Source organism: Paenibacillus sp. 2KB_22, assembly GCF_052115745.1.
Taxonomy (GTDB): Bacteria; Bacillota; Bacilli; order Paenibacillales; family Paenibacillaceae; genus Paenibacillus.
This window is the reverse complement of the sequence record NZ_JBFRHG010000003.1, coordinates 614,139-637,311: the sequence shown is the minus strand read 5'-3', so window position 1 is coordinate 637,311 and position 23,173 is coordinate 614,139. Positions and strand designations below refer to the sequence as shown.

Sequence of the window (23,173 nt, the reverse complement as noted above, 5' to 3'; positions counted from 1 at the left end):
CGCCTCCTTGCGAATAGTTATCACGTCATATGTTGAAACACTTTATTTTGCTTGCCAACACTTCTGTCGTACTTGTCGTACATGTGTGTTCTCATCCATATCCAGTTACTAACTCGCATCCAGACTTCGCAACGCAGCGAGCAAACTTCCTGCGATCAGGTCCAGCTCTTCCTCCGTGGTGACAAACGGCGGGGAGATCGTCAAAATATTTGCAAACCCCGGGACGGTATCGCCGTTCTTGCCAATCAGAATGCCATCCCGCTTACAACTGGCGAGCACCTTCATCACTTTATCCGCTTCAGCAGGAGACCCGTCTGCTTCAATCAATTCCACCCCGCAGGCGAATCCGAATGAACGGATATCCCCCACAATGGACAGCTCCAGCAAAGGCTCCAGCTTCTCACGAAGCAGGTATCCCAGTTCTTCCGCACGGCTGACCAGATTCTCTCGTTCCAGGATTTCCAGATTCGCCAGCGCTACCCGACAGGACACCGGATTTCCACCAAATGTATTCACATGACGAAAATGCGCATCCGGTCCGGGTTCCCGGAACGTGTCATACAGATCGGCTCGCACCGCCGTTGCTGATAGCGGTGAATACGCACTGGTCATGCCTTTTGCCATCGTCACAATATCTGGCTGTACACCATAGTTCTGATGACCAAACTTCTGCCCCGAGCGGCCAAAACCACAGATGACCTCATCGACAATGAGCAGCACGCCATAGCGCTGACAGATCTCTTGCACGGTGCGCATATAATCCGGCGGAGGAACAATCATGCCACCCCCTGTGATCACCGGCTCCATAATCACTGCGGCAACCGTCTCAGGACCTTCCCAACGAATCACCTCTTCATAGATCGTTGCACATTCGAGTCCGCATCCATCTTTGTTTCGTCCAAACGGACAGCGGTAACAATAGGGTGGAGGAACATGAGAGAAACCTACACCGAGCGGCTCGTATTTGATCTTGCGGGCGGCTTGCCCGGTGGCGCCCAGTGCCCCCATAGAGTTACCGTGATAGGCACGGTGACGGGAGATGAATTTGTGCCGAGTAGGCTCACCATTCTGATGGTGATACTGACGGGCTATTTTGAAAGCCACCTCATTCGCATCTGAACCCGAGTTGGAGAAGAAAATTCGATACTCCCCCTCCAACCAGTCATTCAGCTTCTCTGCCAGCAAAATCGCCGGTTCGTGACTCTGCGTCATCGGTACATAAGCGAGTGCTTTCATCTGTTCGTAGGCACTTCTTGCAATTTCCTCACGGCCATGCCCCACATTCACACACCATAGTCCAGACATCGCATCCAGATAACGTGTACCATCCTGATCGGTGATCCAACTGCCCTCCCCACTTACAGCAATCATCGGATGATCGTTATGAGGCGAGATGTGATGCCATACGTATTTGCGATCCTTCTCCAGCCATTCTTCCTTCGTACCGCCAAGCGGCTGCGGCTGCTGATCCACAGAACTCATTCGTCATCCTCCTCCACACGCTTATTTCACCGCTTCTTCATAGATGCTCTTCTCCAGTGCTTCATCCAGGTTGGCGGCTTTTTTGATCAAGCCATAATTCAGCGCAATATCCGCAGTTCGGGTAAATGACTCATCCACAAAGCTGCCGACTTGCTGCTCCGTAAATCCTTCCGGCCGAATCAGCTTTGCAATCTCTTCAAGCATCGTGACCTGATGTTCACGAGTGGTGCTGCCCTCCGTCACATTACTCATCACGATATCCACCGTCTCATTCTGATTGTCGATCGCGTAATTCCAGCCTTTTAGAATGGCACGGGTCACTTTGACCGCAAGCTCACGGTTGTTGTCTACCCAATCTTTCTTGGCAATCAGCGTATCCTCCAGCATGCCAACACCGGCATCTTCAATGTTGAACACGTCCAGATCCGATTCTTTCGTTCCACTTTCCAGTACAACGTGGTATTCGTTATAGATCGTTGCCGTCGCCACATCTACCTGGTCATTGAAAAACTGATCCATCGTGAACCCCTGCTTCACCAGTTCAATGTCTTTCTTCGGATCCAGGCCGTTCTTCTCCATGAACGCGAGCACCTGAAACTGCTGACTGCCGAACCAGGTACTGACCTTCTTGCCTTTCATCTGAGCGGGATCGGTAATACCTAGCGACTTCTTGGCGATCAAGCGATAGCTGCTCTTCTGTGAGATCTGGGCGAGTGAGACGAGCGGCAGACCGTTATCCCGGCTGACCAGCAGACTGTCCACTCCGGTGATCCCTACATCGGCCGCGCCATTGACCACCTGCTGCTCAATCACGATATCCGGACCACCTGGAATAATCTCGGCATCAATGCCTTCATCTGCAAAAAAACCTTTTTCCTTCGCTGCATAGATCCCGGCAAATTGCGCCTGCGGCACCCACTTCAATTGAATTTTCACTTTGGTTAAGGGTTGATCTGCTTCACCCGCACCTCCTGAACTCGCAGCAACAGGCTCAGCCGCCGGCTCGGACTTCGTAGAACATGCGCTCAGCATCGTAAAAACCAACAGGACCAATACCAGCAAACCCGGCTTCAACGTTTTGTACATGTACAGAACAACCCCCTGTGTATATACGATTTTTCAATCAGGTAGTGTGAGGCTCTACTTCACCAGCTCTATCAATCTATGGTTGCTATCCTGATGTACGTTATGGATCTGTGCGTGCACGATTCCACGGAATGAGTCGCTTTTCTGCCAGGACAACCGCTTCATACAACACAATACCGAGTGCGGCGGCGATGACAATGCAGGACCAGGCCAAAGGCATGTTTGCCAGTCGAATCTGATCCGAGAGCAAGTACCCCAGCCCCTGGGAAGCGATGAAAAATTCACCCACAATGGCCCCGATAATACTGGTCGACATGTTGATCTTCAGACCCGCAAAGAGGGAAGGTATAGCGTGAGGCAGTCTCAGCTTCCAAAAAAACTGCATCCTGCTCGCGGCAAGGCCACTCAGCAGATCCCTGTACTGCGGCTGAATGGAGGTCAGCCCCTTAAACAGGCTGACCGCCATAGCCGCCATCGTAATGACGGTGATGACTGCAATACGCGACCAGATCCCGTCACCGAACCAATTGTTCATAATCGGGGCAAGGGCCACAATCGGAACGGCGTTCAGTGCAGACAGAACGGTAACTGCCGCCTTGCCGCTTGTTGGAAAGAAAGACGCACCCGCAGCCGCCAGAGCGCCTAGCAGAGAACCTAGCAGGAAACCGCCCAGCATTTCCGTTCCGCTGTACATTGCGTAACGAAAGAGCATATTGGCATTTTCCTGAATGGATATCGCAATCGCGGAAGGCACAGGCAGTTGGTAACTTTCCAGCGAGAATATCCAATGAAGCAACCTGAGCTGCCAGAGAGCGAGAAACATCACCCCTGCACCCCAAGGAAGCATGTTCAGTACAATCGAGCGCCCACGAACGCTGGTATACAGTCTGGTCTTTCCGGCTTGTCCCGGATGTCCATGAATTTCCGTTCCGGGAGCAGATGTCATCTGTGAACCAGTGAGTGGTGCAGCCGCGCCATTGATCGCAGCAATTGCCACACCTTCGTCCTGCTTCCGATGCATAACTCTACCTTCACTCATGTGGCATTGCCTCCTTTGGCCCTGAATTCAGGCTGCCAGGGGGTCAGCCAACGTTCGGCCAAACTAATGACCAGATACGAGATCAGGCCAATGCCAATGCTAAGCATGATGGTGGCCCAGAACATGCCCACTTGGGCATGGCCGTAATATAACGAACTAACCATCAGGACACCGAGTCCGTCAGGGGCACCCATCAATTCCACAACGATAGAGGAGGTCACCGCCAGCGGAGCAGCTATTTTCATACCTGAAAATAATCCCGGCAGTGCTGAGGGCAACAGACATTTGATATATCGTGCAGTCAATGAAGCTCCACAGGAACGCATCAGTTCCAGATGCTCCGGTGCCGCGCTTTTCAATCCTTTTAAGGTATGGATGATGATGGGGAAGAAAGTGACATACGCCGCCATAACCATTCGCGCCCATTCTGCATTGTGAATGATGCCGTACACAATTGGTGCGAGACCAATCACCGGAACCATCTGTGAGGAGACAACATATGGCGATAACGTGCGCTCCAGCCAGACAGCCCCGCTCATGAGTAACGCCAGCCCAAGACCAAGCATCGTTCCCCCTGCAAAACCAATGGCGGCATTGCCAAAGGTCACAGCTCCCTGCTCTGCCAGCGAACCCGAGTAACGAAACAAGGCTACAAGGACATCGTGCAGATAAGGAAGGCGAGACGCCGCCTGCTGGGGTGACAGGAACAGTTGGAGCATCCAGGCAATTCCTTCCCACAGCACCAATACGGCCATAATCCATATGACAACCCAGGATCGATATCCCGGTTTAAAGAACCGCAGGGACATGAGATTCATCACGCTCCTCGTAGAAGCAGTTGCGGATGGTCGTAATCATGTGGTAGAAAGCTTCCGTTTCTCTCAGTTCACTATGACGTTCAGGAGGCAGATTCACAGAATGAATGGAATGTACTTGCCCCGGATGCGCCGAGAGTACGATGATCCGGTCGGACAGAAATACCGCTTCGGGGATACTGTGTGTGACAAAGAGGAAGGTCTTGCCTGTCGAGCGCTTGATCTCAAGCAGCTCCAATTGAAGCTTTTCTTTGGTGAATTCGTCCAAGGCGGAGAAGGGTTCATCCATGAGCAGCAGTGGCGGATCAAGCGCAAGGGCACGGGCAATGGATACTCGTTGCTGCATGCCTCCGCTGAGCTGCCATGGATAATGGTCAGCGAAGCGGGTTAGCCCTACCATTTCAAGCAGCTCACCGCTAATGCGGCGACACTCCTTCCGGCGGGTACCGAGCAGCTCCAGTGGCAATTCCACATTGTGACGAACGGTGCGCCAATCGAACAAGGCAGGTGTCTGGAAGACAATACCGAACTGTCGCTGTAGTCGAGCCCGCTCAGGCTCCTGACCGGCAATGCGAACGGTGCCTGAGGTGGGCTGAAGTAGATCACCCACTAACCGGAGCAAGGTCGACTTGCCACAGCCGGAAGGGCCCAGCAGAGAGACAAACTCATTGGACTGGATCTGGAATGTAACATCCGACAATGCAGTGACTTGTTGTGTACCTGTGCCAAAGACAACGGACACATGATCTACATCAATATGGCAGGCTTCGGGGACTGTAGCTGAGGGTGCGGAGGACATGGGCATTCTCCTTTGTGGAAGTTATTTTCATTGCACACCAAGGCTGAATGGGAGGTTTATATACACGAACGTAACAGGTTTTGCTTGTTAGATAATACTATATCGCTTTGGGCGGGGATTACATTATACAGTGTGTTTTGAGTATGGGCCTGTTCATGTTACACAATGTAAAATGAGATGAATTCTCAGATACATCCATGTGAGTTTTCTTCGTATTTAGCTAACATACATTTCACTTAACAACAAACGCACGATCATTTGTATTTATTGAATAAATATTCGGAAAATATGACATATGCCCTCGTATTCTTGTTCATTTTCTTGTATAAAGATTGAATAGACGTACAAGGACTTCCACCTCTACGTGAATCAAGGCTCCAGAATGATGAAGGCGGTATCACTATTCCGGATCAATCACCACGCAGGCTGGCTTCCTTTGTCACATATCACTTTGAAAACCACATATATAGGTCTATCCAAAGATCAGTAGAACGAAGCTTTCAAATCCAGAAATCGGGGTGGTCATGATGTTTGATTGGCTGGGATGGAGAAAAGGATTGCCGCTGTGGCAATCGTATCGGTTGAACGCACATATGAAGGAAGATGTGGAACAGATTTTTGAGGGAATTGCCGAAACGAGACGGCAGATTATGATGGACTGGGCAGATGAACAGTGGAATCACCTGGACCGTTTGCTTCAACAGATACAGTCGGTCCAATTACAGGATGTATTAAAAGATTCACAGCAACGAAGCAAACTAGAAGCATCGTTTCAATCCAGTTATATTCGAGCCGTTGATAGCACGGAGCTATTCATGATGAACGAACAGAATCAGGTGGTATTCTCTACATATAAGAAACATATTGGACAGATCTATGAGGATCACGAAGCTTTGATAGGACCAGGATTGAAGTACTCCAGAGCAGATCGACATGAAAAAAAATGCTTGTATGGTCCTTACTCTGATCCACTGACGCTGGATATTGGTCCACGCTCGTCCGCTTTTCACGATGATGTCACCTTGCTGTTTATCTCCCCAATTCTGCAGGAAGGTCGCTATGTCGGTTCATTATGTAGCCGTGTACCCGGGGATGTACTGGGTGACCTGATTCAACGAGAGTCCGGTCATATCTATCCCGATTCCGGTGACAATTACCTCTTTATGGCCGAGTCGATATTACGGCCTCATCTGCAACCCGGCACTGCCTTATCCCGAAGCCGCTTCGAAGACCGTACCTTTACGCATGGGGAAAACCTCAAAGATGGCGTCACCACCGAATGGGGCATCGTTTCCGTTAAAGAGCATACCGAGCTGGAACTGATGTTCACCGATCCATCGACCGGAGAACTACACCCCGGAGTAGCAAACACCATTCAGAATGGTTCCAATCTGTTCGTAGCCTTTCCCGGCTACTCGGATTACAGACATATTTCTGTGATCGGCAAAGGCATTACCTTCCAGCTGCCACACTGTCCTGATCGCTGGGGCATGATGTGTGAAGGGGATCTGGAGGAAGTGTATCGGATACGAAACATCGGCTGGCGCCAGTTCAAGCAGCATAGTCTCTTCACGCTTTTGTCAGGCGTTGCAGGAGCCGCCCTTGTCTATGCCTTCACTGGAAGTAGTTGGAGCGCCGCAGCAATAGCAGCTTTTAATGTGTTATTTGGATTCTTCACTGCATTACAGCTGCATCGTAGCCAATATAGGCGGGTTCATGAAGACTTGCGTCGCATCAGCCGATTTATTCGAATTAATGCGGAAGGCAGGGGGGATCTGACCCAGCGCCTGGACACGTCTGCTTTTGCCCAAGACGAATCGGGTGAACTGGCGAAGTGGATCAACAACATGATTGACTCTCTGGAAGGCATTATGCTGAAGGTACAACTTGCCACAGTAGACGTAATGGACAACCAGTTTCAGATGCGAACTTCAACAGAGACAACCCAGGGCACGACTGAGCGTGTGAACCACAAGCTTGGTTCGATGATTCAGGCCATTCGCACCCAACTGGAAGATCTCGATCAGGCCAGAATTGCTGCCGATCACATGCGCATAACGCTGCAACAACTGGAGACCTCTGCAACCGAACAGATCGGCGTGGCCCAGCAGGAAGTGGAACGAATCGGCGATAAAATGACCCAAATCTCAGGAGCGGTATCCGACACTAACCGTACCATCCTGTCCTTCATGGATACCATGAAAGAGATTTACCGCGCACTGGCTGTCATTGATGAAATTTCAGCTCAGACCAATCTGCTGGCTCTGAATGCTACCATTGAAGCTGCACGCGTGGGTGAACATGGCCAAGGCTTCTCGGTTGTGGCAGGGGAAATCCGCAAACTGGCCGAATTATCCCGCTCTTCTACTGAAAATATTCATCAGATTCTGGACCGAATCTCCACGGCAGCAGGAGCTGCATCCCAATTAATCACAGAGGGAGATCAGGTACTTGCTGAAGGAACGACACTGGTTCAAGCCGCTTCGCAACTTCTGAAAAATGCTACCGCTGAAGAACCTGAGCGCACACAAGTCGTGGATCAAGTGGTCATGCTGATGGAAAATATCGCTGCAATCAGCCATCAGAATCGGGCTACTTCCGCTGAAGTGGAGGCCGAGATGATGGAGCTGATCCGTGATATGTTACAGGTTCAGCATTCTTCGCATAATGTGGAAGCCATTACAGTCTTTCTGCAACAACTCGTGGGACAATTCCACCTGAACCACCCCGCCAAAAATGCTGTCATCTGACGTTATCGTTGACGCGGATTGGAGAAATAGCTAAAATTTGATGCAACTGTTCCTTTTGAAATTGTCGTATCATTTATAATAGAAGATTTCCAATCTGAACCGATGAAAGGGTGGTCTGCATGGAATTGCTTCAGGATTCATTTGGCCGGATACATGACTACATCCGTATTTCTGTTACGGACCGCTGTAATTTACGCTGTGTGTATTGCATGCCTGCAGAGGGCATGGAGTTTGCTCCACATGATGAGATTATGAGCTACGAAGAGATCGCACAGGTGCTGAAGGTGCTTGCTCCGATGGGCATGCGTAAAGTTCGGCTCACCGGGGGCGAACCGCTGGTGCGTAAGGATCTGCATAAGCTCGTCGGCATGATCTCGGCGATTGACGGTATTGACGATATTGCACTGACGACCAACGCTCTTCTACTGGATAAGCAAGCTCAGGCATTGAAAGACGCTGGATTGAACCGGATTAACATCAGTCTGGATTCCCTGCGCGCTGATCGCTTCTCCATGATTACCCGCGGCGGAGATGTGAACAAGGTACTGAAAGGTATTGAAGCTGCAACAGCTGCTGGGCTTGCTCCGATCAAGCTAAATGTTGTGCTGATGAAGGGTATCAACGATGATGAGATCAAGGATTTTATTGCAATGACGATGGATCAACCTCTTCATGTGCGTTTTATTGAATATATGCCGATTGGACACGCTTCGGATTCATGGCGCAAATCTTATTTGCCGCTGGAAGCCGTGACAGATGTATGTGCTGAAGCAGGCTGGACGGTAGAAAATACAACAGGCCCTGCGGGCAATGGCCCATCACGCAATATGAAAATTGTGGGCTCCGAAGGCACATTCGGATTGATTCATCCCGTGAGCGATCATTTCTGTGACAATTGCAACCGACTTCGGCTGACCGCTGACGGACATATCAAAGCCTGCCTGTACTGGTCGGATGAGTATAATGTTCGCCGCTTCGTGGATGATCCGGATGCCATGGCGGCACTCTTCCTCAAAGCGCTGGGTACGAAACCGAAGAATCATGAGATGGCTCTGGCTTTGGAACAAAAAATGCAATCTCATACGCCGACTGTACGACGCATGTCCCAGATTGGCGGATAACAAAGCAGACGAGAACTTGATTGTTCTCGCCTGCTTTTTTGTCATGTTTTCATAAATTTCTGAAAATAATCAATTCTCCTGTTTCATTTGTTTAAAATTTAATTAATATATCTTATTGCCCTTGTTGGGTCTTCAAGATTCCCATAATTCTGACGATGTATATACAATACATCTAGATGATATGCACACATACACTATAGGAGCTGAACCTTATTGAACATTGTTGAAGCACTCGTTGCAGCGAGTCCGTATTTTAAAATTATGCTCAAGGAACACGATATCATGATTGCAGTAACCGATACGGAGAAGTTCTGGTATTATGTTCCCAGCAACGAGCTCGATCTGGGCATCAAGGCTGGAGACCCCGTTTCCCTCGATGACCCTACACTCCGTCGGGCACTTATACATGGGGAAACTTCAGCGAACCGAATTGATGCAAAATTCTATGGCACATCCATCAATTCGGCGGCCACCCCACTTCGGGATGAGCAAGGAAATATTGTGGGCACACTTGCCATTGGTTTCTCTCTTCAGAATGAGGAGAAACTGGAGTATTTCACTGAATTAATCGGCGGGATCAGCGGCAGATTGACGGATATGGTACAGACGGTAGCCGCTCAATCCGAACAATTGACAGCCTCATCTACACAGATTTTGGATAATACTCGCATGGCTGTGCAGAACTCAGGCGAGGTTAACAAAGTCGCCGCATTCATCCGTGAAATCTCAGAACAGACCAATCTACTCGGCTTGAACGCGGCTATCGAAGCAGCCCGAGCAGGCGAAGCAGGCGCCGGATTCAGCGTCGTTGCATCTGAAGTGCGCAAACTTTCTACGGGTACCAAAGAAGCTACGGTGAATATCGAACGTTCCTTGAAAGATGTTCAGCATTCCATTCAGCAGATGGAGCAGGAGATTACCTCCATCTCACAGTCTAGCAACCAACAGGCTGTGATGGTAACCGAGTTCAGCGAGGTCATTGATCAGTTGAACACTGTAAGCCGTGATTTGAAAGTGTTTATTGAATCCATGCTGTTGAAGGCAGAATAAATTCGATACGATGACCTTCACTCCAATGATTAACCATATATAAAAGACGCTACACCGAAGCGGTATCGAGCTCTACATGTTTCATCTCAATAACCAGATCAGCAGGCATCTATTGATAACCAAATTCAGCACCCACATACAACTCCCCGCGCGATTAACGTCACGGGGAGTTTTCTAATTCCAGTCAAAATGAACCACATCACGGTCCTTCTATGCATAGATAAGCTTCCACAGCATCATAACCGCCAGCCCGACCATGACCACAGCGGACAACCGATTGAACACCAGGCTGATGCGTCCAGTTCGATCCGTTCTCCCAATCACCCTGCCCGCGCCTGCAAGTCCCAAGAACCATATCCACGATACAGCCGCGGCTGTCAGGGCAAAATACATGCGCTCTACGCCTTCATACTGAAGTGAACTGGTGCCAATCACGGCAACCGTATCCAGCAGAGCATGGGGATTGAGTAGAGATACTGATGCGGCAAACGCAATCTGACGCCCCGCGGACATTACCGCCTGTGAACCTTCGACTAATTCGGATGACCTCCAGATACTCCATGCCATATACAGCAAAAACAAACTTCCTGCTGCATACAACACATTCGCCAGCACTGGCCATTGCAGCAAAATAAGCGACACCCCTCCAACGGCTGCCCCGATCAACAACGTATCACTGACACCTGCCGTTATTACAGCAGGCATAGCATGTATATAACGTCTCTGGCTCATGCCCTGATTAAAAATAAACACATTCTGCACACCCAGTGGCAGAATCAAGCCAAACGCCAGAATCACCGCGTGAATAACAACCTCCATCGTTCTTCCCCCTTATCTCTGTATTCCATCGTAGGGCAGATAATGGCTGACGTAACCAACCACTTGGATGGCATCAGACCCAACCAAATGTTATAGTGTTGGTTAAAAAGACAAACAGAGGTGATTCTGCCTGTCATGGAACGTTCTGATTCTCGACTAAACATGGGTTGGAAGCCGAATCCTTCTCTCGACTTGCCCTTATATCGCCAGATTGAAGCCTATATCCGCCAGAAGATCACAACAGGTGAATGGTCCGCAGGATACCGTCTCCCCTCACAGCGAATATGGGCTGAGTCTATGGGGGTAAACCGCAGTACATTGGTCACTGCCCTTGATAATCTGGCCGCCGCGGGTCTGCTTGAAGGCAGACATGGCGGGGGAACTTATATTTCCGGCTCCGGTTGGCATGGCATGGCTCACGGAGCGATGCCCAACTGGAATGAAGCCATTGAGGAGGGTTGGTACTATCCCAACCTGCCAGAGATCCAACAGATTAATCAGGCTGAATTCCGGCCTGGCATCATCCGTCTTGGTACAGGGGAGCTTGCCCCGGAGCTGATGCCTCAGGATGCTTTTAACGATATTCTATATGCCCTGTCCCAACGTTCTCGTACACTGAACTATCTGGAACCTCAGGGAAGTCTGGAGCTTCGTAAGGCCATATCCGTCCATTTGCAGACAACGGGCATCCAGGCCTCCCCGGATTCCATACTGATCGTATCCGGGTCTCTTCAGGCACTGCACTTGATCTCGGTTGGACTGCTCCCTCGCGGATCAGCAGTGCTGCTGGAAAAACCGTCGTACCTCTATTCCATTCATGCCTTTCAATCGGCAGGATTGAAAATGAGCGGGATCCCGATGGATGATGAAGGTCTACATATTGCAAGTCTGGAGATCGCAGCGCGGCATGTAAAAGATCAAGACCACATCTCGCTTCTCTATACGATTCCGAGCTTCCATAATCCCACCGGCTCTGTGATGAGTGATCCCCGCCGGGAAGAACTGGTGACCACCGCTCGAACAATGGGCATCTCCATACTGGAGGATGCCGCCTATAGTGATCTGTGGCTGGATAAGCCTCCTCCGTCATCGCTAAAAGCGCGTGACCAGGAAGGACGGGTGCTGCATATGGGCACCCTTTCAAAGGCAGTCAGTCCCGGGCTGCGCCTCGGATGGCTGGTTGGGCCAGAGCCGGTCATTCGCCGGCTCGCAGATATCAAGATGCAGACCGATTATGGTACCAGCTCACTCGCGCAAGAAGCCGCTGCCTTGTGGTTCGCAGAAGGACATCATGCAGAACATATGGAACGCCTTCGCCCTGAGTTACGCAGACGCAGAGACTTCATGCTGGATCTGTTGCAACGTCACTTTCGTGGCATGGCAAAGTGGAAAATACCCGCTGGCGGCTTTTATATCTGGCTGCAATTCACTGTATCCCCTCTCTCTATCCGCCAATTATTCCATACTTCTCTGGAACAGAATGTACTTATCCACCCGGGCTACCTATATGACCGGCTGGATGCGAGTCACATTCGGCTGTCTTACGCCTATGCTTCCCCTGATGAGATGGAACGCGGGTTACAATGCCTTGCAGAAGCTGTACACAGGCTCATGGATTCTGGCTCATGACTTCAAATGCTGGGTCCTGATTTCAAAACCAAAAAAAGCCTTGACCGAAAAGGACAATGTCCTTCAGATCAAGGCTTTTTGCGTTAGTTTTGTAAGTTTGATCGAATACCAAAAGCGGGTCGATACCAGCAGTGCTCCGGGATTCCATCGTATCATTCTTCTATTCGCTTACCCTTTGACCGCACCTTCCGCAATGCCCTCCATGATGAACTTCTGGAAGAACGCATAGATCAGGATAACCGGGATCGCAGTCAGTACCAAGGATGACAGAATCAACGGCCATTCCTTGTTATATTCGCCAAACAACATGTTTGTGGACAGAATCAGTGTATACCGATTCACATCGGTAAGCATGAGCAGTGGCAACAAGAAGTCATTCCAGATCCACAGAAAGTCCAGAATCGCAATGGTGACTGTGATTGGAAGCAAGAGCGGGAAGATAATCTGGAAGAACGTCTGGAACTCGTTACATCCATCAATCTGAGCCGATTCCTCCAATTCCCGCGGGATAGACTTCACAAACCCGTGATAGAGGAAGATAGCCATATTTACACCAAGCCCGATATAGATCAAGGCCAATCCGTACGTGCTTCCCTGTACACCCATGCCTTTGGCTACCCGTGTCAGCGGAATCATGATTGAATGAAACGGCACCAGCATGGACGCCACAAACAGGAAGAAGATCAGATTGCTCAGTCGACCGGAGGTACGTGACAGCTTGTATCCAGCCAATGAGGCACAGAAGACGATACCACCAATCCCCAGAAAGGATACAATCGCCGAGTTCATCGAACTGCCCAACAGATTGATTTTGTTAAATGCGTCCGAATAATTCTCCCAGTGAAGCGTCGTCGGCAGCGCGATAAAGGATTGGAACATCTCACCTTGGGTTTTAAAAGAGTTCACCACCGCCATGTAGATCGGTAGCATGGCCACGAGAGAACCCAGAATCAGCAGCAGGCGAATCAGATAGCTGTTCAGTCGTTGCATCCTCATGCTTCCACCTCTTTCTTCTTCATGACGGTGATCTGGATGAGTGTAAAGATGAGTACGATGATAAACAGCACAACCGATTTGGCACTCGCATAGCCGTATCTGAAGTTGTTGGAGAACGCTTCTTCATAGATATTCATCGTGATAACCTGTGTAGCACGGCCTGGTCCACCACCAGTCAGTCCATACACCACTTCAAACACTTTAAATGCTCCGTTCAGCGTCAGGAAGAAACAGATGGTCACAGCATGAGTAATCATCGGCAGCACCACATTGCGTAGCACCTGGAATGCGTTGGCTCCATCAATAACCGCGGCTTCCTTGAGACTTTTTGGCACACCCTGGAGAGCGGCCAGATAGATGATCATCATATACCCCACACCGTTCCAGAGCGAAACGATCAGAATGGAATAAAATGAAAACTTCGGATCTCCCAGCCATTGCTGATCCAGGAACGAAATGGCCAGTTTCTGTGCGAGTTGTGGCAGTACCTGAGAGAAGATGAATGTCCACATGAAGGCACTAATGATCGTACTGATCATGTTAGGCATGAAGAACAGGGTCCGGAATAGCCCTTTGCTGCGCGTCCGTGATTCAATCAACACGGCGAGCAGCAAGGCAATTCCATTTTGCAGAATGAGCATAAATATTACATATTTCATCGTGAACCACAGGGAGTTCAGGAAGTCGGGATCTTCTTTGAACAATTCAACAAAGTTGCCCAGACCGATAAAGCTGTAATCCCGATTAAGTCCGTTCCAATCCGTCAGACTATAGAACATGCCACTAAACGTGGGATACAGCAGGAAAATCGCATAGATGACAAAGGCAGGCGCAGTGAACGCGAGCAGTGACAGATACTTCTTGAACACATTCGTAGCCATAGGTTCTCCCCCTTTTCACTCGAAGCGGATAATCGATTGTAAACGGGGGAACGAAGAACGTTCTGCCAGCCGTTTCATCTGCTTGGAGATTGCGACGAAATAAAGTACCACTAATTTGTTGGCAACCCCCCTCCCAAAACCGTGGAGATTTGCCAACAAAAGCGGGTACTACATGTCTCGCAGCTCCTTACTTGTTGACTTTGTTGTAGGATTTCCACGCTTTGTCGAGCGCATCGATAACCTGCTGTTGATTTAATTGCCCGGAGTAGTAGCCTTGTAACGCTTTGCCTGATTCATCTTTAACTGCTTGTGGGATGGAAGGGTCCTGATAGGCTTTACCTTCATTCACATATTTCAGGGCATCGTCTACCCAAGGGAAGCTCTTGAAGTCATGAATCTTGGCAACCGGATTGAATTTGAGTGCTTCATAGAAAGCACTTGAATCTTTGTCATCGAGAATGTAGTTCACGAAGTCGAGTGCAACTTCCTTATTCTTGCTGGTTGACGATACCGCCAGTGAAGTGGACGTGCTCAGATTGATTTTGGTATCATCCGGATTATCATTGATCGGCATCGGTGCCACACCGAAATTCAAGTCCGGGTTCGATTTCAGAATCGTCTCGGCAAACCATGGTCCCTGAATCCACATCGCCGCGCTTCCTGAAGCGAAGGCTGCTGAACCATCATCTCCGCCGACTTCCAGCGCTTTATCTGTACCATTCGCATTGACCAGATCGAAGATATCGAACAAGGCTTTCATATCCGAGAAGGAGCCCTGATCCTGATTCATCTTATCCAAGAAGTCTTTGTGTTCCGATTGGGTCAAAGCTCCCACGGTGAGTGGCAGGAATAATTGCGGAATCCAGGATTCTTTATAGGACAGTTCAAACGGTGTAATGTTGGCTGCTTTCAGTTTCTCCACGACCGCTTTCATTTCCGTTAACGTCGTTGGTACTTCCAGCCCTTGCTCCTCGAAAATATCTTTATTGTACAGATAGCCCCATGATAACGTTTCCAATGGAACAGCTACGACTTTGCCCTCCGCATTCGTTACGGAAGGTTTCACCGAATCCAGTAATTTATCGACAAAAGGTTGATCCGACAGATCTTCCAGATAACCAGCTTTGCTGAACGGTGGGATCTCATTGACTGCATGCAGGGCGAACACATCCGGTGCATCATTGGAGGCGAGACGTGTCTTCAGAATCTGAGGTGCATTGTCCGCTGGCGGCATCTCCAGTTGCACGTTCACCTCAATATTTTTCTCTGCTTTTTCCTTGGCTTTGAACTGTTCTATATATTTATCGTAGTGTTCTTTCAGCCGAGGTTGTGCAACGAATACTTTGAGGGACACCGTGCTGCCTGATGCCGATTCTTCCTGCCCATTGTCCGTTCCTGCATTGGAACCGCAACCTGCGAGCAGAACACTGACCAGTACCGCACTTGCTACGCTTTTCCATACTTTCATCTCTTATGACCTCCCGGTGTGTGACTGGTTTGTCTTTCATAGGCTCATTATATATCAGAGAATGAAAGCGCTTCATTGGACAAAATTAGACTTGTGTATTGGATTATTTTAAACCTTAATCCAGCCGCAAAGGCATTCTTGAACGACTCATTCCGTGCCACTGCCTGCATTGCCTGATATACGAGCTTGTCCCTTGCGCATCTCCCCCGGTGAAACTCCGAAATGTTTCTTGAATACCCGATAGAAGTAGGACACATCCTCGTAGCCCGCCATCTCGGCAATATGCTTGAACGGAATCTGTTCATCCGTCACCCATTCCTTCGCTCGTGTCATACGTAACTGGACGACATAGTCGGTCACGTTCACCTCATACTCTTTCTTGAATACCTTGCTGAGATATTCCTTGCTGACAAAAAAGATCTGGGCAAGCTGCTCCAGCGTAATCATCTCCATACAGTGCTGCTCCATATATTGCTTCACTTCATCCAGGTTCAGCTTGTTCTTGAATTTGCGCTGCGCAATGAGTTGCTCCAGAGCCTGGTAGTACGGAGTCGCTATCCATGCAATTGTGGATTCTATGGAAGCCAGCGCTGTTGAAGGAGGTAATGCCGTTGCTTCGCGCCCCTCGTACAATCCATTGGAGACACACAGTTCATCCAGCAAAGCCTGTAGTTCATAGGCCACTCGTCCAAGCTGCCGGGGTCTGTTAATCTCACTGTGTTCCAGCTTCTGCTGCAGTTGCTGGAACCATTCCCGCAGACTTTGAATGTTCAGGTCGTTGAACCGCAAACGAGCCTGCTGTTGAAACAAAGAGAAATCACCAGCAAAGGAAGGCGGATACGCTTCCCATGATTCCGGCGCAGATTCAACCTTTTCCAATTCTTTGGCACATTTGGCCAGTACACCATTCAGTTCATCCGGATTCACCGGTTTGAGCAGATAATCTGCAGCCCGATGACGGATGGCATGTTTGGCATAATTGAAGTCGTCATATCCGCTCACCACGATCACCTTGATCTGTGGGAATTGCCCGCTTAGTGTCTGTAGCAGCTCCACACCATCTGTGCCGGGCATACGCATGTCCGTAATGATAATGTGAGGCTGATGCTGCTTGACCAGTTGTATGGCCTGCTCACCATCCTCTGCCTCACCTACAACGGTCATGCCAAGTTCCTTCCAATCTCCGAGGTTGCGCAAAATATCCCGGTTCCACGGTTCATCATCCACCAGCAGCACTCTGTACAGTTCCTTATTCACAAGGCTTCGCCTCCTGTATTGCAGGGAATACGTACCATAACGCTTGTCCCCTGTCCGTATTCACTTTCCATGCTCATCCCATATTCAGGTCCAAAATGCATTATAATTCGTGAGGCCGCATTGACCAGTCCAATACTTGTACCTGAACTCCATACTCGATCTGCCTGCCGGGTAAGCCGCTCCAGTCTGGACTGCATTTCCGCTAGTTTCTCAGCATCCATACCCACACCGTTATCACGAATTCGAATGGTTACATCTTTGGGTTCACAGACGACCTCAATGCCCAGTTTCCACTCACCCTGCTTCTTCTCCAGACCATGTAAAAATGCGTTCTCCACAATCGGTTGCAGAGACAACTTGGGAATATAACACGCCCGAAGTTCCCCGGTAATCTCCAAGGTATATTCAAGCCTGCCGGCAAAACGCTGCTTCTGAATCAGCATATAATGCTCCAGCTGGTCCAGTTCAGATTGTAGGGGCACCAGTCCATCCGGTGCTCGCACAATATAACGAAACATCTCGCTCAATGCTCGAATGACTTTATAACTGTCTGCCGGTTTTTGCGAGTACACCATGCCGCCAATCATCTGCAACGTATTTTGCAGGAAATGCGGATGGATCTGGGATTGCAGTGCTTTGAGCTCCGCCGTCTGTTTCTCCAGATTCATCAGGTAGTTGTCGCGAATGTGTTCACGGATACGGCTTGACATGCCATGCAGATTTTTCTCCAGCAGTCCAATCTCATCCACCCGGCCGCTTCGTACCACTTCCCTGTCTTTGATTAACTGGATACCCTTCATGGAATTCGCCAGTCTGACAATGGGCTTCGATGTACGCCAAGCCACGAGCGCAGCTATTCCCACAGAAATGACGGTTGCCAGGCCACCTACAACCAGTCCGTATTTCATCGTTTCCAAGGCACTCTCGTTAATCACATGGGCAGGTACAATCTTGATCACACGCAGTCCTGACGGTTCGATGGAATGATAGAATACGTATTCCTTGGCTGTACGGATGAAACCGGAATTTTCTTTGGCGCCTGCCAATCTCTCCAATGCTTCAGCGGACGGCTGGATGTCTTGATTCGGCTGATAGACCGGGCTGCCCGCACTGTCGGCGATGTATACTGCATAATCCCCCCTGCTATCCAGCAGCTCCAAGGTCTGATTGAACTCAGCCCACTTGACCTCCAGACTGATGGCCCCGATCTGTGCCTGATCCTCGAAGCGATTCATGCTGCGGGTCATGTGAAACTTTTGCGGATCGTCCGGATCATTGATAATCGTAAAATCTTTATGTTGTGCAAAAAGCTCATGATATCCTTCCGGGATTTCCGATACCGCTTTGATACGAGAATCCATGGAGTTGAAGGTGAACAAGGTGTCCAATTCCTTCAGATACAGCTCAACGCCAAATACATAATTGCCGGCAGAATAGTATACACTGTTCAGCATATTGAACATGGCCTTCTGTTCGTCGAATCGGCTGGCTGCCGGTGCTTCCTGGTTCAGCGCCAGATATTGATGCAGTTCGTCACTGATCTGAATGGAATAGATAATATTGTTCATGCGAGCGAACTGTTCACCCAGATAGATGGAGGCCCAGTTCATATTGGCTCGGTTGGTCTCCATAATCTCCTCTTCCATGGACGAGCGGGTATTCTCAGCTGCCATAGCGGTCATGGCAATGACGGGCAGAACAGCCAGCAGCGTCATGGTAAGAATCAATTTATTGCGAATGCTGCGTTTGAAAGGATCTGTCAGCTTCCGATAACATTCGGTAAACACAGCGCATCCACTCCTGAGCTAAAATAGACAAACGCCCCAGCATGGAAGCCGAGGGCGCTTTGGTCTTGATATTCGTTTGGAAATGTTAAATATCCACGTTATACAATAAAATGAATGGTTACACGAGATCACTACGTGTTCAGAACAACCTTCTGATCGCTGTTATCACCGGATTTTTTTGATTCCCTTTCTAAGGGGAAAATCCGGTGATAAAGGCGAACGCTCCGCTTCCTCAGGTTATTTCTGCCCTCTCCGTTAACGTGTACATGTTAAATTCAACTTATATACCTATATTTATTATTTCCTATTATTGTTCGATAATCCGTACGCACCATGGTTCCAGTTCGATCTTCTCTCCCGCAGCAATAGGGGTTCCGGCCAGAAGTTCAGTCCCTTCTCCATAAGCATTCACGAAGGATGTTGCCTCATCTGCATAATTGAAATAGTAGCGAATCGTGTTCCCCTGATCGTTCACACCGGTCTTCACTATGATCGGAAAAGCCAGCTCTTGATCAGTACCCCATACGCCCGCTTCCTTCATCACACGTTCCAACACCTTACGGATCACCGCAGAACTGGTATAACAGCCGACATAGGTTGCTTTGCCTTTTCCATAGGCATTCTGGGTAATTGCCGCATATTCGCCCCAATGTGGATGATCATACCAAGCGAGTACTTCAGCCGTTGTCGGTGTAATCAGCTCCATCCAGGTGTGAACCTGGTTCTGCTCCTCACCAACCCCGAACGGATCGTCGCGTAGCGACACATGCTTCGGCTCTACAAAAAGGTTATAGCTGATCCCGCATGCCTCACTGATCAAGCCTGGTTGGCGGGTAGAGCGTACCTTGATATGCTCATTTGCGAATCCGCTCTTGAACGAGTAGACGATATGTCCGCCATCCTCTACGAATTGATTCAATTTTTCCAGCAACGCATCCGACGCAGCATACAGAGCAGGTACAACGAGCACATCATATTCCGCATAACTCTCAACAGACGGGTCGATGAGGTCACAGCCAATATTCATTTTATACAATTCATCGTACATCCAGCGCACCACGTCATTGTAATTCTTGTCACTGGTGAAGTTAAACCCAAACCACTTGATTGATGTCAGGGCCTCATTGCTGAACAGCACAGCCACCCGATTCTTTTTCTTCAGATTAACGAGTTTTGGACTGAGACGGGCAAAATCCCTGCCAATGGTCTTCGCTTCGTTGTACACCGGATTCGGTTCAAAGTCATGACTGAGCAATCCTTTCCAGTACGTCTCGAACGAATTATGCAACGAATGCCAGTGCCAGTAGGCGACCATATTCGCTCCGGATGCCAGATGACTGAATGCTTGCAACCGCAGTTGTCCGGGATAAGGAACCCAATGCCAGAACGCTTGTGCTTCGGTCTCCAGTACAAGATAATTCGATTGTTTGGTCGAACGTGCCACATCCCCGCCGAATGAAATCTCAATGCCTGTCAGATCATCCTGGGAAGGATGGTAGATGTCCACACTGGTGATGTCAAAAGGTTTCGATGCGGCGAAGTGGTCCACATCTCCTTGAATGCCGTAGGAATATCCACGCCAGTCAAAGTCAAAATTCTGGGTAACAAACTGTCCTTCCTGTTTGTATTCATTCACGATCCCCACTTGCCAAGCCAAAAAGTTGGTTACCAGCTGTCGTTGGAATTTGGCAAATTCAGCGCCCAGACTGCCATTAATCGTTCCTACCACGGACGGGAAGTCCTCCCAGCTATTGATCCGATTGCTCCAGTAATCGAGGCCAAATTCCTTGTTAAGCTCATCCAGGGAGCTGAACTTGTTCCGCATATATTTGACGAATTGCAATTGTACATTATCTCCGGCGGTATTGTAATGTTTCGTCTCGTTATCTGTCTGATAACCGATGACAGCTGGATGTGTGCTTACCCGAGAGATCAGCTTGCGGATGATCCGCTCGGCATAAAATAGATAGGTTGGATGTGTAATATCCATGATCTGTCTTGCACCATATTTGCCAGGTCCCTGTGAGGTAGTAGCCAGCACGTCCGGATGTTCCTTGACCATCCACGTTGGAACAGCATACGTTGGTGTGCCAACGATGACCTGAATTCCCGCTTCATGCATGGCATCCAGCACACGGTCTACGGAAGAGAAGTCAAATACGCCATTTTGTGGTTCATGGGTACTCCAGGTTGATTCTGCAATGCGGACCACGTTGATCCCTGCATCCTTCATCATCTGAATGTCCTTGTCCAATCTTTCGTAAGGCATATATTCATCATAGTAAGCTACGCCATATAATAATTTGTCCATGATTTAAGCTCCTTTTTAAGTGGAAAATATAATGATCTTGACGTGTGCAAGAGTTGACATATTCCAATCCGTAATGGTAGCGTTTACATTATTATCGGTTGAAGAACTTGGATTGTTCAGTAACCTCTTCAAACGCTGATGTGTTCCATGGATGATCCATGCTCGCGTTAAACTGATTATAATGAAGTATACTAAGGGTGCCGATTGTATAAGGCGAGTTGTTTTTACCCTTTTCCGAGGTGAATGTTATGGATATTCGATCACAGCTCCGAGAAATGCCTCACCATACGCTGGCCCACTGGCTGCCTATTATCGACTCCAACATCAAATTCTATGGTGCGCACAGCCAACAAGTACCCCATGGATGGGCGATGCCGGAGGAATCACATCCGGGTTTTGAGATTATGTTGATCATCCAAGGTACTCAGGAGAGTGTGATTCATGGTTATACTTATACCGTGGAGGAAGGTTCCATTCTTCTCATTCCTCCCGGGTTCAAACATACGAATCAATGTGTATCGACGGAAGGCATGACTTATTTTAGCGCTCACTTTAATGTGGATGATCCGGTCTTCACCCTGAAGCTGATGTCACAGCATAGCCAAATCTACGCAGCAGGTACGGCCGTTAATCGGAAGATGCGCGTTGTGCTGGAGAGTTGGATGGGCATGATTAACGTATCCGAAGCCTACACGTCCACGGACAAAATGATCATGCAGGCCCGCATGTTTGAACTGTTCGCCCTGTTGTCCCAAGCCGCTGACAATGAACCGGAGTCCACAACTTCCGTTTCTGCTTCACATGCACCAGCTCCAACAGCCATGCATTATGCGGGAGCTATAGCGGAAGCAATCAAGCAGGCATTCCATGCCCAGCTTCGAACCAAGGAAAGCAGTGTATCCACGGTCAAAGTAGAGCAGATTATATCCTCGTTTGGCATCAGCCCGGGATATGGTCTACAGGTCTTTCGCAAGGTGTACGGGCGATCACCCAGGGCTTACCTTTCCAGCTTGAAGTTGCAGGAGGCCAAGGTACTGATCGAGCAGCCAGAGCTGTCGCTCGGTGAAATTGCATGGAAGCTTGGCTACACCCACCTGTCCCATTTCAGCAGACAATTCAAACGTTGGACAGGCCAAAGCCCGCTTCAATATCGCAATCATCATGCCGATGAATCAGGTGATCCTGTATCCTATAGATCTGAATCAAGTCCGGAATCTTGATTGCGTATACGCTCATACTCTTCCGGAGTGTTCATATTACTCATTTGCATCGCTACTTGATGCGCACCTGCGCTCTCGAGCTCTTCTACTTCGACATAGTGGCAACCGATCTCTTCAAGCCATCGCATGACTCGAAGATGATCCTGGTTCAGACGCTGCTTCAGATCAGGGAGCACTCGCTTGTGGTAAGCCCCTGCAAGAGGGTGGACATGTCCATCCACGCGTGGAACGACAGCAGAATATGAGTTATGCAATTCGACCAGCCTTTTTATCCCATCGAAAAAAGACGTTTGCAGGAGCGGCATGTCGCAAGCGCATACGAGATTCCAGTCTGTATCGGAAGTTTCCAACGCCGCGTGAAGACCAGCGAGTGGCCCCTTCCCCGGATAGTGATCCTGAACGCATTCGTAGCCCATTGCACCGTAGGTTGTCACATGGGGTCCAGCAGCCACGATGATACGGGATACTGCGGGTCTCATGGCCTTCGTGACATGTTGTAGTACAAGGGAACCGTTTAGTTCCAGCATGGCCTTGTTGGTTCCCATGCGGCTGGATAAACCTCCTGCCAATATGATGCCTGTCCATTCCCTTGTGTTCATGATGGCTTGCTCCCTCCTGGTAACGATGTGTGCTTGTTATATCAATGGATCAACTTTTTCTATA

Annotated in this window: 18 protein-coding genes; 5 read left to right on the top strand and 13 right to left on the bottom strand. The window is 49.2% G+C overall.

The annotated features are described in order from the left end of the window. Positions 1–108 precede the first annotated feature (108 nt). From AB4111_RS21620 to AB4111_RS21600, 5 genes are all read right to left on the bottom strand, one after another. Complete coding sequence (locus tag AB4111_RS21620; RefSeq protein WP_442033173.1) at positions 109–1,482, bottom strand: aspartate aminotransferase family protein; 1,374 nt, start codon at positions 1,480–1,482, stop codon at positions 109–111. 21 nt (positions 1,483–1,503) lie between these two features. Next, positions 1,504–2,568 carry an ABC transporter substrate-binding protein gene (locus tag AB4111_RS21615; protein ID WP_442033172.1) on the bottom strand — a complete coding sequence of 355 codons (1,065 nt, stop codon included), beginning with the start codon at positions 2,566–2,568 and terminating at the stop codon, positions 1,504–1,506. A 100-nt stretch (positions 2,569–2,668) separates the two neighbouring features. Then, on the bottom strand, positions 2,669–3,607 hold the full coding sequence (locus AB4111_RS21610; protein ID WP_442033171.1) for an ABC transporter permease: 939 nt from the start codon (positions 3,605–3,607) through the stop codon (positions 2,669–2,671). After that, complete coding sequence (locus AB4111_RS21605; protein ID WP_442033170.1) at positions 3,604–4,416, bottom strand: ABC transporter permease; 813 nt, start codon at positions 4,414–4,416, stop codon at positions 3,604–3,606. The genes AB4111_RS21610 and AB4111_RS21605 overlap by 4 nt, the downstream gene beginning before the upstream one ends. After that, a complete protein-coding gene (locus tag AB4111_RS21600) occupies positions 4,397–5,221 on the bottom strand; it encodes an ABC transporter ATP-binding protein (RefSeq protein WP_442033169.1) in 825 nt (274 codons plus the stop codon). The genes AB4111_RS21605 and AB4111_RS21600 overlap by 20 nt, the downstream gene beginning before the upstream one ends. Positions 5,222–5,745: 524 nt before the next feature. Between AB4111_RS21600 and AB4111_RS21595 the strand changes: the two genes are divergently transcribed. The 3 genes from AB4111_RS21595 (at position 5,746) to AB4111_RS21585 (ending at position 10,142) form a co-directional block, all read left to right on the top strand. Beyond that, the gene (locus AB4111_RS21595; RefSeq protein WP_442033168.1) at positions 5,746–7,971 is read left to right on the top strand and encodes a methyl-accepting chemotaxis protein; all 2,226 of its coding nucleotides are present in this window, start codon (positions 5,746–5,748) and stop codon (positions 7,969–7,971) included. Positions 7,972–8,090: 119 nt separating this feature from the next. Continuing rightward, positions 8,091–9,092: a GTP 3',8-cyclase MoaA gene (gene moaA, locus AB4111_RS21590; protein WP_192134940.1), complete on the top strand. Its 1,002-nt coding sequence runs from the start codon at positions 8,091–8,093 to the stop codon at positions 9,090–9,092. A 213-nt stretch (positions 9,093–9,305) separates the two neighbouring features. Next, entirely contained in the window at positions 9,306–10,142 is an 837-nt protein-coding gene (locus AB4111_RS21585) for a methyl-accepting chemotaxis protein (RefSeq protein WP_192134938.1), read from the top strand. A gap of 210 nt (positions 10,143–10,352) precedes the next feature. Here the strand turns inward: AB4111_RS21585 and AB4111_RS21580 are convergent, their stop codons facing one another. Further along, entirely contained in the window at positions 10,353–10,961 is a 609-nt protein-coding gene (locus AB4111_RS21580; protein WP_442033167.1) for a LysE/ArgO family amino acid transporter, read from the bottom strand. A 135-nt stretch (positions 10,962–11,096) separates the two neighbouring features. Between AB4111_RS21580 and AB4111_RS21575 the strand changes: the two genes are divergently transcribed. Further along, positions 11,097–12,590 carry an aminotransferase-like domain-containing protein gene (locus AB4111_RS21575; RefSeq protein ID WP_442033166.1) on the top strand — a complete coding sequence of 498 codons (1,494 nt, stop codon included), beginning with the start codon at positions 11,097–11,099 and terminating at the stop codon, positions 12,588–12,590. 168 nt (positions 12,591–12,758) lie between these two features. Here the strand turns inward: AB4111_RS21575 and AB4111_RS21570 are convergent, their stop codons facing one another. The 6 genes from AB4111_RS21570 to AB4111_RS21545 all read right to left on the bottom strand — a co-directional run bounded on the left by AB4111_RS21570 (position 12,759) and on the right by AB4111_RS21545 (position 21,290). Then, on the bottom strand, positions 12,759–13,586 hold the full coding sequence (locus tag AB4111_RS21570; RefSeq protein WP_062836914.1) for a carbohydrate ABC transporter permease: 828 nt from the start codon (positions 13,584–13,586) through the stop codon (positions 12,759–12,761). Further along, complete coding sequence (locus AB4111_RS21565) at positions 13,583–14,467, bottom strand: carbohydrate ABC transporter permease (protein WP_124116573.1); 885 nt, start codon at positions 14,465–14,467, stop codon at positions 13,583–13,585. The genes AB4111_RS21570 and AB4111_RS21565 overlap by 4 nt, the downstream gene beginning before the upstream one ends. 187 nt (positions 14,468–14,654) lie before the next feature. Continuing rightward, entirely contained in the window at positions 14,655–15,935 is a 1,281-nt protein-coding gene (locus AB4111_RS21560) for an ABC transporter substrate-binding protein (protein WP_442033165.1), read from the bottom strand. Positions 15,936–16,082: 147 nt separating this feature from the next. After that, positions 16,083–17,192 carry a response regulator transcription factor gene (locus AB4111_RS21555; RefSeq protein ID WP_442033164.1) on the bottom strand — a complete coding sequence of 370 codons (1,110 nt, stop codon included), beginning with the start codon at positions 17,190–17,192 and terminating at the stop codon, positions 16,083–16,085. Further along, positions 17,189–18,979 (bottom strand): sensor histidine kinase, encoded by a 1,791-nt coding sequence (locus tag AB4111_RS21550; protein ID WP_442033163.1) that lies wholly within the window; start codon positions 18,977–18,979, stop codon positions 17,189–17,191. The genes AB4111_RS21555 and AB4111_RS21550 overlap by 4 nt, the downstream gene beginning before the upstream one ends. A gap of 307 nt (positions 18,980–19,286) precedes the next feature. Then, positions 19,287–21,290: a beta-galactosidase gene (locus AB4111_RS21545; RefSeq protein ID WP_442033162.1), complete on the bottom strand. Its 2,004-nt coding sequence runs from the start codon at positions 21,288–21,290 to the stop codon at positions 19,287–19,289. 248 nt (positions 21,291–21,538) lie between these two features. Between AB4111_RS21545 and AB4111_RS21540 the strand changes: the two genes are divergently transcribed. Next, on the top strand, positions 21,539–22,510 hold the full coding sequence (locus AB4111_RS21540) for an AraC family transcriptional regulator (protein ID WP_442033161.1): 972 nt from the start codon (positions 21,539–21,541) through the stop codon (positions 22,508–22,510). Here the strand turns inward: AB4111_RS21540 and mobA are convergent. Further along, a complete protein-coding gene (gene mobA / locus AB4111_RS21535) occupies positions 22,480–23,109 on the bottom strand; it encodes a molybdenum cofactor guanylyltransferase (protein ID WP_442033160.1) in 630 nt (209 codons plus the stop codon). The genes AB4111_RS21540 and mobA overlap by 31 nt on opposite strands. Positions 23,110–23,173: the final 64 nt, after the last annotated feature.